This is a genomic window from Parabacteroides sp. KHUB-02, from assembly GCF_056640955.1.
Window position 1 is genome coordinate 4,704,454 of sequence record NZ_JBWQEV010000001.1, and the last position, 15,901, is coordinate 4,720,354.

At 39.3% G+C, this 15,901-nt stretch carries 13 protein-coding genes, 3 tRNA genes and 1 pseudogene; 14 read left to right on the forward strand and 3 right to left on the reverse strand.

The genetic code is table 11. The annotated features are described in order from the left end of the window. Positions 1-85: 85 nt before the first annotated feature. From ACYIA1_RS19800 to ACYIA1_RS19860, 13 genes and pseudogenes are all read left to right on the forward strand, one after another. Complete coding sequence (locus ACYIA1_RS19800) at positions 86-1,351, forward strand: site-specific integrase (protein ID WP_224263459.1); 1,266 nt, start codon at positions 86-88, stop codon at positions 1,349-1,351. A gap of 128 nt (positions 1,352-1,479) precedes the next feature. Next, a pseudogene (locus ACYIA1_RS19805) lies at positions 1,480-1,890 on the forward strand (tyrosine-type recombinase/integrase); the annotation flags it as partial. 576 nt (positions 1,891-2,466) lie between these two features. Beyond that, positions 2,467-4,431 carry a hypothetical protein gene (locus ACYIA1_RS19810; protein ID WP_048928140.1) on the forward strand — a complete coding sequence of 655 codons (1,965 nt, stop codon included), beginning with the start codon at positions 2,467-2,469 and terminating at the stop codon, positions 4,429-4,431. Between the two features lie 307 nt (positions 4,432-4,738). Beyond that, positions 4,739-5,755 carry a DUF3871 family protein gene (locus ACYIA1_RS19815; RefSeq protein ID WP_196008739.1) on the forward strand — a complete coding sequence of 339 codons (1,017 nt, stop codon included), beginning with the start codon at positions 4,739-4,741 and terminating at the stop codon, positions 5,753-5,755. Positions 5,756-5,871: 116 nt separating this feature from the next. Beyond that, complete coding sequence (locus ACYIA1_RS19820) at positions 5,872-6,162, forward strand: type II toxin-antitoxin system Phd/YefM family antitoxin (protein ID WP_048928142.1); 291 nt, start codon at positions 5,872-5,874, stop codon at positions 6,160-6,162. After that, complete coding sequence (locus ACYIA1_RS19825; RefSeq protein ID WP_057329359.1) at positions 6,150-6,425, forward strand: Txe/YoeB family addiction module toxin; 276 nt, start codon at positions 6,150-6,152, stop codon at positions 6,423-6,425. The genes ACYIA1_RS19820 and ACYIA1_RS19825 overlap by 13 nt, the downstream gene beginning before the upstream one ends. 91 nt (positions 6,426-6,516) lie before the next feature. Next, entirely contained in the window at positions 6,517-6,792 is a 276-nt protein-coding gene (locus tag ACYIA1_RS19830; RefSeq protein ID WP_081024193.1) for a hypothetical protein, read from the forward strand. 89 nt (positions 6,793-6,881) lie between these two features. Beyond that, positions 6,882-7,556 carry a recombinase family protein gene (locus ACYIA1_RS19835; RefSeq protein WP_146376129.1) on the forward strand — a complete coding sequence of 225 codons (675 nt, stop codon included), beginning with the start codon at positions 6,882-6,884 and terminating at the stop codon, positions 7,554-7,556. Positions 7,557-8,710: 1,154 nt separating this feature from the next. After that, positions 8,711-9,082, forward strand: a complete 372-nt coding sequence (locus ACYIA1_RS19840; RefSeq protein ID WP_146376130.1) for a hypothetical protein — start codon at positions 8,711-8,713, stop codon at positions 9,080-9,082. Positions 9,083-9,098: 16 nt separating this feature from the next. Beyond that, entirely contained in the window at positions 9,099-10,928 is a 1,830-nt protein-coding gene (locus ACYIA1_RS19845) for an Ig-like domain-containing protein (protein WP_480336291.1), read from the forward strand. Between the two features lie 1,120 nt (positions 10,929-12,048). Continuing rightward, complete coding sequence (locus ACYIA1_RS19850) at positions 12,049-12,489, forward strand: DoxX family protein (RefSeq protein ID WP_005867918.1); 441 nt, start codon at positions 12,049-12,051, stop codon at positions 12,487-12,489. A 64-nt stretch (positions 12,490-12,553) separates the two neighbouring features. Beyond that, positions 12,554-12,934 (forward strand): ISAon1 family transposase N-terminal region protein, encoded by a 381-nt coding sequence (locus ACYIA1_RS19855; RefSeq protein ID WP_016270338.1) that lies wholly within the window; start codon positions 12,554-12,556, stop codon positions 12,932-12,934. Further along, positions 12,900-13,883 carry an ISAon1 family transposase gene (locus ACYIA1_RS19860; protein ID WP_016270043.1) on the forward strand — a complete coding sequence of 328 codons (984 nt, stop codon included), beginning with the start codon at positions 12,900-12,902 and terminating at the stop codon, positions 13,881-13,883. The genes ACYIA1_RS19855 and ACYIA1_RS19860 overlap by 35 nt, the downstream gene beginning before the upstream one ends. 100 nt (positions 13,884-13,983) lie before the next feature. Here the strand turns inward: ACYIA1_RS19860 and ACYIA1_RS19865 are convergent. From ACYIA1_RS19865 to ACYIA1_RS19875, 3 genes are all read right to left on the reverse strand, one after another. Continuing rightward, a tRNA-Val gene (locus ACYIA1_RS19865) sits at positions 13,984-14,058 on the reverse strand. A gap of 32 nt (positions 14,059-14,090) precedes the next feature. Further along, positions 14,091-14,165, reverse strand: a tRNA-Val gene (locus ACYIA1_RS19870). A gap of 33 nt (positions 14,166-14,198) precedes the next feature. Then, positions 14,199-14,273: transfer RNA gene (locus ACYIA1_RS19875), tRNA-Val, on the reverse strand. 235 nt (positions 14,274-14,508) lie between these two features. Here ACYIA1_RS19875 and purB point away from each other — a divergent pair. Beyond that, the gene (gene purB, locus ACYIA1_RS19880) at positions 14,509-15,852 is read left to right on the forward strand and encodes an adenylosuccinate lyase (RefSeq protein WP_480336292.1); all 1,344 of its coding nucleotides are present in this window, start codon (positions 14,509-14,511) and stop codon (positions 15,850-15,852) included. Positions 15,853-15,901: the final 49 nt, after the last annotated feature.

Here is a 15,901-nt window from a genome sequence, read left to right on the forward strand (position 1 = left end):
TTTGATAAGGCTCCAATTCTGTGCAGATTCTACTAATATAGCTTAGTTGTTGACCTATTGTTGACCCCTAAATTGTAGAATTAAAATGTTGACAATCAAGGCAGAAGTCCAAAGGGACAAACAGAGAAATGACGGAAGTTACAATGTGAAGATTCGTTTTACTTATGAGAGAAAGGTTAGAAGGCTGTCTTCAAGTCTGTTCGTAACAGCTAAAGATCTTACTAAGTCCTTATCCTTTAAAGATGGTACTCCCATCAAAAGGGAGATTGATGATCTGGTTCGTTATTATCAGGACAAGTGTGCTCACTTTCAAATAGAATCGAAGTGTTACACTTTAGATGAAATTATTAATTGTTTAGACGAGGAACGTGAGAGGAATAGGAGTGTAGATTTTATTCAGTTTGCTAGAGAGTGGATTGCAAATACAGAAGTTAAAGGAGTAAAGAACTACAAAAGTGCTGTGAATGCCCTAATTCGTTATGTCAATAAAGAACATCTGAATGTGAATGATATTACTGTAACCTTCTTAAATGGATTCATTAAATTTTTAAATAAAGAGAGGGAGGCTAGAATCGAGGTATTACGTTGTTCTGGTAAACGAATACCTTCTAACAGATCAGCTTCTCTTTATATAAGTAGTGTTAGGCATTTGTTTAATGAGGCTAAGAGGTTTTATAATGATTATGACAGGAATATCATCCTCATACCTAATTCTCCTTTTGAAAATTTTAAAGTACCAAAGCAAGAAGTTACACGTAAGAGAGCTATTACCCCTGTTTTATTAAAGAAGATATGGGAATTGCCCTATAGGTACACGGTTAAAGGTAATGAGGCGATTTGCCGTTATAATTTAGCGAAAGATTGTTTTATGCTTTCATTTTGTTTAATAGGAATGAATTCCGTGGACTTATTTAATGCTGCTACAAGGATTGAAGATACAATAGTTTACAATAGAACGAAGACAAAGGCACGTAGAGATGATGATGCTAAGATGATGGTTGATATTCCTATAATTATTAGATCTATAGTAAATAAATATAGTGATTGTACTGGCAAACGACTATTCAATTTTTATTTAAACTATGCGGATGAATCAACTTTTAATAAAGCCATCAATTGTGGGTTGAAGGAATTGGGGAAGGAATTAGGTGTTGAAGATTTGGAATTTTATGCAGCCCGTCACTCTTGGGCTACTATAGCCCTGAATAAGGTAGGCATAGATAAATATACTGTGCATGCAGCGTTGAATCATCTTGATGAAAGCATGAAGGTTACAGATATCTACATCGAGCGTGACTTCGTAAATGAAAATAAAGCTAATTTGAAAGTGATAGAATATGTTTTGGGTTGATGGATAAGGTAAATCCCCACTTGCAGTAATGTAGGTGGGGATAACTTGTCTATCTTTGTTGTCCTAACGTTTATATTAATGGAATTAACAGAAGATAAATTAGAATACATTGCTTTCGTTGCAAGAAGAATATTGTTGATGGCAGATTGATTTACACCAGACATAAGACCGGTAAGTTAATCAAAGCTCCCTTGCAACCGCAGGCCGTGGATCTGATCGAGAAATACAGTATCAAAGACAATACTTACCTGTTCCCTATTCTATCTAATTTTCACAAGACTGAATTGCAAAGAGCGAACAGGGTACATAAGGTAATCTCCAAGGTGAACGAACGCTTGAAAGAGATTGGCAAGGCATTGGATATTCCAATTGGCCTTACGACCTATGTCGCACGCCACAGTTAAGCAACCGTAATGAAAAGGGCTGGTGTGCCTACCTCAATCATTCGTGAGTTGATGGGGCATAGTTCAGAAAGCGTAACTCAAATCTATCTGGATAGCTTCGACAATGAACAGATGGACGAGGCGATGAGGAATTAGCTCTAAATTATCATGGATTAGCTTGCTTATCTCGAAATTCTTCATACATTTGCCCCAATCTTACAAACGAGGTAAGGGAAAAGGATTAAGAACAAGGAATAATCTCCTGTTCATCACATGGCCTACGTGACAGTGCAGTATCAAAAACGATACCAAGAAAGATGGCCTTCTACAAGAAGCCTAACAGCAATAATTCTACCATAGGTAGCGGCTTCTGCAACTAAGTTACCGGGATATACTTCCCGCACTTACGTTAGACATATTACTCTTGCATCTTTATACATGGATGTAATGTGTCTATTTGTAACTATAACTTAGTCGCAGGAGCTTTTTTTGTCTTCAATCCAATTGTTAAACATTCAAACTTCGATTAAATGAACAAGAAGTTTCTGTTTTCCCGGACAATTGGCATGAGCTACCTATCGGGACTTACCAGCAAGGTAAGAGTAATCCGGCTCGCAGAGTTAATAACAATATATGCGTCTGCATCCCCAATTCCGGGAGAGGTACGAAATCCGTACCGACCATATATAAGCGATTTTACTCAAGTTTCTTACCCATTAATCCCGTCTTGCCATGAGTGAACAGAATGGATTTAAAGGGTTGGAGGTTGTCGAACTGAACATTTCCAAAGGCGAATACCTGTCAGAAGCCTTAAAAAGACAAGGCTACCCCATGCTGCCGAGCAATGCCATTATTAATAAGGTAATGACAGGTACGGGAGCTACTTACATGGAATTGAACGCGAAGTTAAGTCCAAGAAACTCTATCGTGATTGAGCCGTTCAAATCTTCGGTGGAGAACAAGGTACTGACCTTTAATGAAGCTCAAGGGGTGTTCAAAGAAGTGACCGTCAAGAAACTGATCGCTTACCTCAAGAACCCCAACATCAAGTACAAAAAGATCATAACCACCCCCGAAGGGTTTCAGAGCAAAGTCTTGAAGGTGGCAAAGGACTTGGGCTTGAATATTTATAAGGAGTTCTTCTGCCTGTTCGATGAATCCGAGCACTTGACAGAAGATACAGGCTATCGTAGAAGCATATCCGCCCCAATGAAGGAGTTCTTCAAATTCGAGGGAAAGGCTGTCGTGTCTGCCACTCCGTTAAAGCCGAGCAAGTACACCTTAACACTGTTCTTGCGTCACCAATTCAAGTGGGTAGAAATTAAGCCCGACTATGACTATCGGGAGGATATGACTTTGATAACAACCCGTAGCTTTTACAGTCGGGTGAAGCAGGAAGTAAAAAGGCTGTTGGATAACGGTTCTCCCCATGTGTGCATCTTCTATAAGACAACAGAGGGAATCTGTAGCATCGTGGAATCATTGCTGCATGACGGAATAATAAAAGAGGACGACTACAAGGTCTTCTGCTCAAAGGACAGTGCCGACAAGCTAAAGAGCCGCTTCTTGGAACATAGTACGGATAAGCTGGAACTTCCTCTAAGAAGGGTGAATCTGTTTACATCGAGGTTCTTCCCGTCAATAGACATCAATCTGAAAGAACTTTGCGATGTGCTGATACTGTCGAACTACGATCATGTGAAGCACACCCTAATCAATCCGTTCACCGAAGCCATCCAGTGTCAAGGCAGATTTAGGCATGTGTTCCCCAACGGGAAGAGATATAACTCTCTTACGGTTATAGCTTCAATTCCTAACGAGCTTGAAGTTAAACCCGAAGAAGAAATATATAAAGACATCGAGGCGAGAATCAAATGTTACCGAGCCATTCAGCAGGAAGGGATAAAAGCTGATGATCCCACATATTATGATAAGGAATTAAAACGGCTACGGCTGAATGAGGTCTTAAATTCCGAGCGGAACGGATTTGACAGGTTCTCCATAGAGCAACTATTACTTGACGAGCAGGTGAAAGGATATTATCTCTCACCCAATGCACTTAGACAGGCATACGAAGATACAGGATATTTCAATGTGGACTTCCAACCCGAAGATGAAGCGGTCGGTGAAGATGACATTTACAGAATTAAAGCCGCTAAAGCGAAGGATAAATACCAGCTTATTGTATCCACATTAGAAGCGACAAAAGACAATGCCGAGGCGATACGGTTCGTCCGGGCACAATGCGTGGAGGAAGAATGGCTTATCAACGCCTTCTTCAAGTTAGGGAAGGAGGTTATCGAACAACAACAGTACGGTAAGACTGCGATCAAGAAACTATTGAAACAGACCGAGGAGGAAGAAGCCCTACAACGAAGATTCAGCCCGGAGTTTCTTCATGATATGATCAGAGAGTTCGAGTCAGAAACAGGTAACGATTTATATATTCCCGTAAAGAATGTGCTTGACAGGATTGGATACCTGTTGGACTGTTACGGAATAACCTACTCCCGATATGGAGACGGCAAGAAAGATGCAATGTGCAAGTTGTCCGAAGCTCTCATCAAGGAATATTTCGATCCGAGGCGTAGTAACCGGGAGGGTGAGGCCAAGGTCAAGTTTGTTCGGTTTAAAGAGGAGTTGTTTAAACGGAAGGACTGTGAGGAACATATAATACCTAATGTTCTCCCCGGTTGATCCCACCCCTCATTTACTCCCCCCATGCTTGCCAGAAGGAAAATCAAAATTCAGACAGGCATGGGGGTACACCATCAATCACAAATAAAATTATACTCACCAACCAACTCCCCAATCTCCAACTGAGCGAATCTGTAAAAGGTAACACTAAATAGCCCTATATGTAAAATATCCTAATGATATAACACTTATAGTCATTTAGCAAGTAGTAATGAAGTCCTAAATTGTAAACTGAGCGATCCGTTTCATTTAGGACTTCATTCACATACTTGCCAATCAATCAATAATCACTTAATTCAATTACATTATGAGTACATTACAGATCATGCCGTTTGAGGCAAGAGAGAGAAGGTTTCAGAGTTTACAATCAGCAGCGGAGGAAGCTACTTTGCTAGTGTCCAAGCACAAGAATGTCCTACACTTCATTGAGAGTAACACGCAGGAAGCAACCATCAATCACCTAAAGAACGATTGCATTGTTCCAGTCTTCAGCAAGGATAACGAGCTTACTGTTTCACACGCTGCATTCATTGAGACAGTAGGTGAAGCAGTCCAGAATTTCTTTAGCGGTGAACGGATTGAACAACCAGACATTCGTGTGTCCCATATTATTAAAGGTAGAGTACCATCTGCCATTCATAAGCCAGCAAGCCAATTACAGGATAGTGATCGTACGATCTACTACGAGCGTTGCGCATTCGCTTATGAAGTTCCATCCATTCAGCAGATCGTTGAAGGGAATAAGCTCAATCTTACTGTTACAGGTGTGCGGGCCTTCAACAGAGAGAACCTATATTCACGTAAGACAGTGGAAAGGTTCAGCATTGGAATTGGATTCAAGAACCTTGTTTGCTGTAACCTCTGTCTGTTCACAGACGGATTGAAGAACGATATTAGGGTTAGTGATACGACCCAGCTATTCAAAGAAGCGTTAGAGTTGTTCCAGCAGTACAACCCAAGTCGCCACCTTCAACTCATGCGTGAATTTGGTAATCATTCACTTACACAGCACCAATTCGCACAGATATTGGGTAAAATGCGATTATATCAAAGTCTACCTTCTATCAACCAGCGTAAACTTCCACCCATGTTAATGACGGATAGTCAGATTAACCAAGTGGCAAGGGCTTATGTGAATGATGAAAATTTCTACGGATATGGCAGGGAATTATCGATGTGGCGGTTCTACAACTTACTTACAGGAAGTAACAAATCAAGCTATATTGATACTTATTTGGACAGAGCGTTAAACGCTACTGATATTGCACAAGGCATAACATCAGCACTGCAAGGTGATGATGCTTATAGATGGTTTATTGATTGAGAGAGGAAGGGGCATCTATTTACTTAGGTGTCCTTCCTTTTGTCTAATAATTAACTAATTAAACTTGCAAGTACGTAAATAAGTACATATATTTGCAGTAAATAAAAGGAGGACTTATGAGAACAGCTAATTATACTGATTTAAGAGCAAATCTTAAAGGTTATATTGACTCTGTAATTGATGATTGTGAAACTGTAATCGTCAACCGTGGTAAGGGAAGCGGAGTAGTGATGATTTCCCTTGATGAATACAATTCATTAAAGGAGACAGAATATATCATGTCGTCACCTGACACAATGGGCGCTATTCGTAAAGGAGAGGAAGATATTAAGAATGGTAATGCCATCGCCCAGAATGAAGGAGAAAGCATTGATGATTTCTTAAATCGGGTAGCATGTACAGAATAATATTGTCAGACCAAGCACGTAAGGATTATCAATACTTCTTACGAAGTGGCAATACAGCTATCATAGATAAAATTAAAGCTTTATTGAATGATATAGCTGAACACCCTTATGCTGGGATTGGAAAACCTGAACCTCTTAAATATGAGTTGGCAGGTAAATGGTCAAGACGGATTAATTCAGAGCACCGTCTCATTTACTCTGTACATGACGATATGATAGAGGTCTCCATCTTCTCAATGAGACACCATTACTCCAAGAAGTAGTACCACTACATACAATTTACTAATTGAAAGGGCATCTATTAAGTTAGGTGTCCTTTCTTTATATCTACTAACTATTTAAAGATTACATCTTATGAATACCAAAGACATTGATAATGCGATTAATCACATTATATCATTACAGGAAAAGCTATCCACCTGTGAGAACAATCTCCAATACATCAAGCGGTTGCAAGCATTGAAATACTGGCTGCATAAGTTTGACAGTTTATTGGATAGAACCAGCAGACTAAATGGTGAATATGCAGCGATACATGAAAGTTACTTCCATGCCTGTGCTGGATTTTCATTCTATGACAGGGTTTATCATTCCATCTTATCATACCAATATGGAGATAGACCGTTCTAATTCAGTTGGGCATCCTCATTTGGGTGTCCAACTTACATAAGCTGAACGAACATTCAGCGTTTGTAACCCACTATTAATAAATGTAAATCATGAAGACATACATAGCATATTTAAGGCAATCCACCATGAAGCAACAGCTATCAGGTTTAGGTGTGGAAGCCCAAAGAGAAATCATACATAACCATGTAAAGAATAAACCCATACTTGCTGAATACATTGAAACGGAGAGCGGCAAGAAGTCTAACAGACCTCAACTTCTCGCAGCTTTGGCAATGTGCAGGAAGACTAACTCTGTTCTGATTGTCGCTAAACTGGATAGGTTGTCAAGGAACGTAGCATTTACATCTAAACTTCTGGAATCAGATGTTGAGATTATCTTCTGCGACTTTCCACAAGCTAATAGGCTAATCCTACATATTATATCATCCATCGCAGAATACGAAGCGGGGTTAATTAGTCAGAGAACCAAGCAATCATTACAGGCTAAGAAAGCAAGAGGAATCAAGTTAGGAAAGTCTGATAACTTGATGAACAAGTTTGAGCAAGCTATCTACAATAGCTCCCGTACCAATAAGGCTAAAGCTGAAAACAATCCCAATAATATGAGGGCAATCGCATTGCTACGGTCACTGTCAATGCAGGGTAAGTCACTCTCTGAAATGACTGACTTGTTGAATGAGCAAGGCTTCGTAACATCTAAGGGTTGCCAATTCCAGATAACCCAAGTTAAGAGGTTACTTGTCAGAGTAGGGTTAATGTCGTGAAATCACTTTGAAAGGCAGGACAAATTTAAAGTAAGGTTAGCTTTATATACCCCAATCTAAGTTTGTTCTACCCTAAATTTCAAACGGAGAAGTAAGCATCTACACCTTATATATATGGTACATCTAAAATATTAAGTTGAGAAGCATCTAAAATCAATTCTTCACAGTTTGGCATTTCAGCCCTATACTATATAGTCAATTACACCAATTCCAAGAATCCATATACATCTAAAGTCTTAAAACTTATGTCGAAGATAGCCCATTGTAAATCACCAACAATATGTTGACATGATGATGAAAATTCAAGGCGGGTATGGAAGTTGAGAATTTGACTCTTATATGGGGAGAGTAAGATTTCATACCTGTCCCAGATATATGACTTTAGGCTTATCTCTGATTTTTAATGAACAATAGTTCTTGCCAATTCAAACGATTTAGTAACTTTGTCCCAATCTCTTATGCCTATAGTGTTAGGACGTTAAGGGAGGACATAAATTTACGAAGAGCGTTTGATATATTATCCTATCATGGAATCTGGACAATTCTATAACACAAGGATAATAGGCAAGAACGCTCACGTCGGTGCTATATACCTACTTCACAGTGGATTATATAACAGTCTGGCGTGGGCTATTGTTTATTATTTGTGTTAGGCAGTCCAGAAACTCTTGGAAACAAGAGTGCCCCATGATAGTAATATCCAGTAGTTTCCACGCCTTCTTTGTGTTTAATAGCTTACTGAAGGGAACAGGTAAGCTGCTTTAAATTTAATCTTATGGGGTTGTTCACACTAGTAGACAGGATTTCCTTACTCCGTGATTGTAGAGCCATTATGAAGTTGATGGTGAAATTGCAAAGGTGTCCTAAGCCAGACAAAGCAGGATTATGCCTTGATGTAGAAAATAGGTTACAAACCTTATCAAGTAAAGGTGATAAGATGCCAGATGCAGCGATGAGCATTATCATACCAATTCAAGGTAGGGATAATGATCTATACTCCTTCTTGCAAATAGTGAGGGAAGATTTATATTCATTCAAGAATCAGTAATTAGTTAAAGTTAAACAGGCGTGGCAACAGTAAAATGTTGTAGTTCCTCATGTTCTTACATTTAATAACTTACCAGAGGGAATAGGTGAGCGCAATACCAATTAATATGAAAAGCTATATTATTACTTTCATGTTGGCCATTCTATGTTTCTTCACACAAGAGACAAGAGGACAACAATTTGTTTCTTACAATCAAATAGAGAACGGAAATTATGAAGCCACTGTTCATTATAGTAGTACGACTGGACAGAAATCCACCTATAAGTTGATTGTGACTGTCTCTAATGATGCTGTTACTACTATCCATTTTAACAACAATGGTTCAGTGCATACAGGATATAACAACGAGGGTTATATCTATACTGGAGGAAGTTTGACCTTTAGCAGGGATTACAATAGTAAAATAACAGGTGCATCTACTATCGTGAAAATAAAATATTCTAATGGAGCAGTGCAACAGTTTAAGGTAGAATTATAATCAATCTATATTAAATATGAAGACATTAAGATTATTAGCAACCTTACTACTGGTTGCATTGAGTACTGGGTTATACTCGTGTGGTAAAGATGATTTAGATAGAGAACCTCAAGACCAAATATCTGACGGGACCCTTTTTAATGATAGTGATAAGAAGTTCGCAGAGTACATGGATGATTATTCTGACATTAAGTGTAGGTTTGCTTTAGCTGGAGAAGGTTCCATGCTATTAACTGGCATAAAGAACAAACATCTTTGGTTCAGCGAGTTTGACACTATTACTAAGAAACTAAAATCAACATGGCTGGACATTGAAGAGACTGATACCATACAACAAGTTCATATTGGTTATGGAGAATATAAAGAGATGAAGATAGAGCTTGTCACCTTACATTATTATAAGAAGACGAAAACAGGAGATATTGTTACATTTGGATTAAGTGGTCTATCCCAAACTATCTTTACCAGTAATGGTAAATGTAAACGTACGCCATTAGGCGCAAACGGTAGCATGGTGACTACTCATATTGTTGATTGGTACGATGAGTCAGTCTTCATTGGCAATTGTTGCTATTCTAGTGAAGGCGATACATTATATATCGCTAAAAAGGAACCAGATCTCATACAAGGTAAATACATTGATGCGGAATTGATTTCTTATGAGGAAGGACTCAAATTTAGTGGTAATTCCATAAGTAAATACAATTACAAGGAGGCTAAGTCTATTTGGAGTACAAATATCGTACCTCCTTTTGAAGTTCCTTCTGATGCAAAAAGGAATTACACTGTAATTGACAACTCCACTAATATTTGGAAGTACAAAGTAGATGTTACATTCTATGATGGGACTAAGAAGGAATATACCTTTAAAATCAATATTGAGACAGGCAAGTTGGCCTCTGATGATATAAAGGTTACAGGCATCTCATTAAATACTGCTACAGGAGAAATTGAAATAGGTGATACTTATGAGTTAGTAGCATCCATATCTCCAACTGACGCAACAAACCAAAATATCACTTGGGAGTCTTCTGATGATAGAATAGCGACAGTCGATGATAAAGGTTTAGCTACAGCTATCTCAGAAGGAAACGCTACAATAACAGCAACAACAGAGGATGGACAGTTTAGCGCTCAAGCCGTAATACAAGTCTTAAGTTCTAAACGGATTGTACATATTAAATCAGATGATTACGATATATCGTTGGGTTATTCTAATGATAAGTTAAGTAGTTATATTTGGAAATATACTGATGGAGATTATGACTTCAATCAGAATATAGCATATAATAGGAACAAGGTTGTCATTACTGGAGAAGCAGACGGACACGACTGCATTCAAACCTATACTTTGAATAAAGAAGGCTATGCAACATCATGCTCTATACCAGATCGTGAAGGCAAATTCGTTGAGGTTTCATTTGAATACTCTAAAGATGGTTATCTAACCAAAGCGATCGAGATAATTAAATATAATTCTGAAACGAGAAGTAATGCTTACTCATTCACATACTCCGTAGATGGGAATATCCTTAAAGGTAGTGAAAGTGATATATCTGGAAACATATACACGCAATCTTATGGGAATGTGAGGAACAAATCTGGAATAATGGACTTTGCAATGTCTGAACTTCTATTTGACTATCAAGCAGCATTCTATTGTGGAATATTAGGTAAGCCATGTACACATTTGCCCAGTTCTTGTAAAGAGACAGAAGTTTGTGAAATGGGATGGTCTAAAACTTACGACTTCATACATACACAAGATGATAATGGTTACGTAACTAGAACAACTATTGCAAATAGTGAGGGAGAAGCTGAAACTTTAACCTACACATATAAATAGTTGATAGGATAGATAAAAATTAAGAAAGGCGGCATTGATTACTCTTTGCAGCCTTTCTTAATTAATCTCACACAAACATCTTAGGTTGAGAGCTAATCAGATATACTAATTGACTAACTGATTAATTACTACAAATTTAGTCAATTCAAAGTAGTCCACCAAACTAAATATCATACGATATTAAGCTAAATCAGACTGTCTGACAGAGGATTAGATTGAAGACATAGAATTGAACCAACCGGTGTGAAGTGGGCTGTTAATGGCTAAATGGCATGAGGTACAGAATTACTAAATATTAGTTCATATATGGGATGAATGGATTTCATACCTCTTTAAAGAATGGTGTTTGAGAGAACTCTTATGCAGTTTCTTATACTCTCATCTTCACTATTACAGTAATGTAGACCAAAGATTAATACACTATGCAAGATTTCACAACCAGACTTGAATATACTTCTTACGAATTAATACTATTTACATATGACACGATCTGAATTACCTAACAATTCACTCAAGACAGATTCTCTAACCCCTAATGCTCCGTTTCATTATGTCGTAGCTGGAAGCCAAGGTATTATGTTAGCAGCTACAATGCTACTCCTATATATCATTATAGTTGTGGTAGGATTGATATGTGGTTTGGGATGGGGAAGTTTACTCTTGCCAATTCTTGTTTATCATCTACTATTAGGCATCGCTGTGGCTGCGTTATGGACTTATAATAAGCTCATTTCATAGTGTGTGAATTAGAGTATCCTACATATTAATCTCTACTTGTACAGTCTAATTTACATTGGTTGATTTCGTTATGAATGGAATATTTAGTAAATTTGCATCATAGTTCAATGTTGACCTATAGTTGACCTCTGAACTTATATAGAGATAATTAAAGTGTTGATAACAAGGTAGCTTAGTGAATAGAGCGTCAGATTCCGGTTCTGAAGGTCGTGGGTTTGAGTCCCACCCGGGTCACGAAGGAAAGGAAGTCTCTTTGATTGAAAAATCAAGGAGGCTTTTTTAGTTTAGCCCCGATTATAAACGGATATTTACTGAACTAACCCTAACTTGATTTTGTTTTATAATCAGAAAGACAGAATGATAAGATTAAAAACAGAAGAGTATGTCAGTAATTTACAAATTTCTTTTTCCAATGAAGCCGGATGGAACGGCTATTTCATTACTATTGTTGGCGCTTCGTTTGCTTTTCGGTGGATTACTATTATCTCATGGGATGCAAAAGTGGACAAATTTCGATAGTATGTCGGCCTCATTTCCTGATCCGTTAGGTGTAGGGCATTCAATATCTTTGGGCCTTGCGATATTTGGGGAGCTTGCTTGCTCCATCGGTTTTATATTCGGGGCCCTTTATCGGCTTGCGATGATCCCCATGATTTTTACCATGGGAATGGCTTTTTTCGTCATCCATGGGAATGACCCATTTTCTTTGAAAGAGTTAGCATTCATTTATTTGGTGGTTTTTATCCTGATGTATATAACGGGACCCGGAAAATTCTCGTTAGATCGTCTGATAGCTGTTCCTCTGTCTCGAAAGCAGAAGTAAGGGCTCACCCGATAAATCAGGGGGAAAATTCTTTAATTCTATAGAAAATTTGCACCTTTGTACCATGAACAATCAAGGACTATTAGCATTGGCACAGTTGATTCTGCCATCAGAGATACTTTCAAATTTTGAAGTAGTACGTGTAGAAGAAGAGGCATCCCTTATCCGCATCTATCTTGATGAATCGGTTAAGGCTGAATATAAAGAGAACCCAGAGATTGAATCCAAAGGGTTCTGTGAAGCCGTAACTATACGTGACTTTCCAATCCGCGATAAAGGTGTTGACCTAATTGTCAGAAGACGCAAATGGTATGACAAGCAGAATAACCGATACTTCTCCGACTCTTACGACCTGAAGGCTGAAGAAACCCGCTACTCCAAGGAGTTTGCGGCTTTTTTAAAAGGAGTGTATGGAGACGATTCCTACGACCTCCCGTTCGCTTGACCGCTATTATCACATAAACGGGGATACGTTTGAAAAGCAATACAAGGAAGTGCTCAGCGGCTATCGTGAATGGTCAGAACTCTCACATGCAGAAGACTGGCTTGTCTTTCCAGAGAACATTGGTGAAAGCATCTGCATTGACGAAACGGCTCCAAGCAACGGTGAGCTGTACACTATAGTAAGCAACAGATCTTCACGTGGAGGTAAAGGTACCATCATTGCTATTGTAAAGGGTGTGGCGGCAGATGCTGTCACGGAAGCACTTATGCGCATTGACGAGGACAAGAGACTGTTGGTTAAGGAGATAACAATGGATATGTCGAATTCCATGCGACTTATAGCCAGACGCTGTTTCCCGAATGCAATGCGTACCATAGACCGCTTTCATATACAGAAACTTGCATGTGATGCCTTGCAGGAGATGCGTATCGCGCATAGATGGGATGCCATTCAAGCAGACACGGATGCCAGGGAAGAAGCCAAATGCCTGGGCGAAGCATACACTCCAATTGTGCTTGCAAATGGTGATACCCACAAGCAGTTGTTGGCTCGCAGCAGATATCTGCTTTTTAAATCTGCCGACAAATGGACGGAAAGTCAGAGACAAAGAGCTGAGGTGCTCTTTGAAACGTATCCTGATCTTAAAGAAGCCTATTCGCTTACACATTCCCTAAGAATGATATTTTCCAAGAATACCGTCAAAGATGCAGCAAGACTCTCGCTTGCACGATGGTACAACAAAGTGGACGACTCTGGCTTTAAGAGTTTCAATGTTATTGCCGCCACACTTTACGAGCACTATGATGAAGTCTTGAACTTCTTTGTAAACAGGGCAACTAATGCATTTGCAGAGTCTTTTAATGCTAAAATTAAGGCGTTTAGAGCTGCTTTAAGAGGAGTAACGGATATAAAATTCTTTCTTTTCAGACTTACAAAGCTGTATGCTTAATCCCCCAGGTTTATCGGGTGAGCCGAAGTAAGCGTGAATGTGCAGTTGAGAATAAATAAAAAAGTCTGTTAATCTAATGATTAACAGACTTTATTTTCTGTGGGCGTTGACGGATTCGAACCGCCGACCCTCTGCTTGTAAGGCAGATGCTCTGAACCAGCTGAGCTAAACGCCCGAAGTTCTTTCGGTATAATAATAAATTAAAAGTGGGCGTTGACGGATTCGAACCGCCGACCCTCTGCTTGTAAGGCAGATGCTCTGAACCAGCTGAGCTAAACGCCCGAAAACCTTTCGGTGAAATAATAAATTTAAAGGTGGGCGTTGACGGATTCGAACCGCCGACCCTCTGCTTGTAAGGCAGATGCTCTGAACCAGCTGAGCTAAACGCCCTTTAAACTTATTTTTCGTTCGCTTTATCTCTCTAAAGCGCTGCAAAGATACGGCTTTTTTTATTACCACCAAACTTTTTGACGAAAAAATGTGGATGAATATGAATTTTGTTTGGATGTGGCTACGTAAGTGTCTGATGGTCCTAAAAACGGGGCATTTAGTTAAAAATAACGATTGCTTACCTTATTATTCAATGGAAAAGACTTAACTTTGCGACTCTATATTAATAATGTATATGGTATTATCGACACTGACTGCTATTTCGCCCGTGGATGGGCGATACAGGAATAAGGCTGAGAATCTGGCGGCTTATTTTTCAGAATACGCACTTATCAAGTATAGGGTGCGAGTTGAGATTGAGTATTTTATTACTCTATCTGAGTTTCTTCCGCAATTGAGCGAGTTAAATGCGGCGGAAGTAAAAAAGGGGCTCCGGAAGATTTATCAGGAGTTTACGGAGGAGGACGCTTTACGAGTGAAGGAGATCGAGAGCGTGACAAACCACGATGTGAAAGCGGTGGAGTACTTTATTAAGGAAAAAACAAATCATTTCCTTGCGGAGAAATACCACGAGTTTATTCATTTTGGATTGACTTCTCAGGATATTAATAACACATCTGTGCCTTTATCGATCAAGGATGCTTTGCAAGAGGTGTATTATCCGGGTTTGGAAGAGGTGATCGGCACCTTGAAAAAATACGCCGAGGAATGGATGGATATCCCGATGTTGGCTAAGACACATGGGCAACCGGCATCTCCGACTCGTTTGGGTAAGGAGGTGATGGTCTTTGTTTACCGTTTGGAGCAACAGTTGGCATTGTTAAAGGCCGTTCCTATCTCCGCTAAATTCGGTGGCGCTACAGGAAACTTCAATGCACATCATGTAGCGTATCCGGATTATGATTGGAGGGCATTCGGTAATAAGTTCGTTAGTGAGGTGTTAGGCTTGAAACGTGAGGAGTGGACTACCCAGATCTCTAATTATGATAATCTGGCAGCGATCTTCGATGGCTTGAAGCGTATCAATACGATCTTGATCGACTTGAATCGTGACTTCTGGCAATATATCTCCATGGAGTATTTCAAGCAAAAGATCAAGGCGGGTGAGATCGGTTCGTCTGCTATGCCACATAAGGTGAACCCGATTGATTTCGAGAACGCTGAGGGTAATCTAGGGATCGCTAACGCTATTTTAGAGCATTTGGCTACGAAATTGCCGGTATCTCGTTTACAAAGAGACTTGACGGATTCTACCGTGTTGAGAAACGTAGGCGTGCCTTTGGCACATATAGAAATTGCCTTCAAGAGCTTAACAAAAGGCTTGGGTAAATTGTTATTGAACGAGAACGCCCTAAGTAGGGATTTGAATAATTGCTGGGCTGTGGTAGCCGAGGGTATCCAGACGGTCTTACGCCGTGAGGGTTATCCGAAGCCTTACGAGGCATTAAAAGCTTTGACACGTACGAACCAGACTGTTACGGAGCAATCTATCAAGGAGTTTATCGAAACCTTGAATGTTAGCGACCGGATTAAAGATGAATTAAGGGCTATAACGCCTCATAATTATACAGGAATTTAGTGATAATACAGGTAGCCGTGAGGCTACCAAGTTTTTAACCATTGTTTAA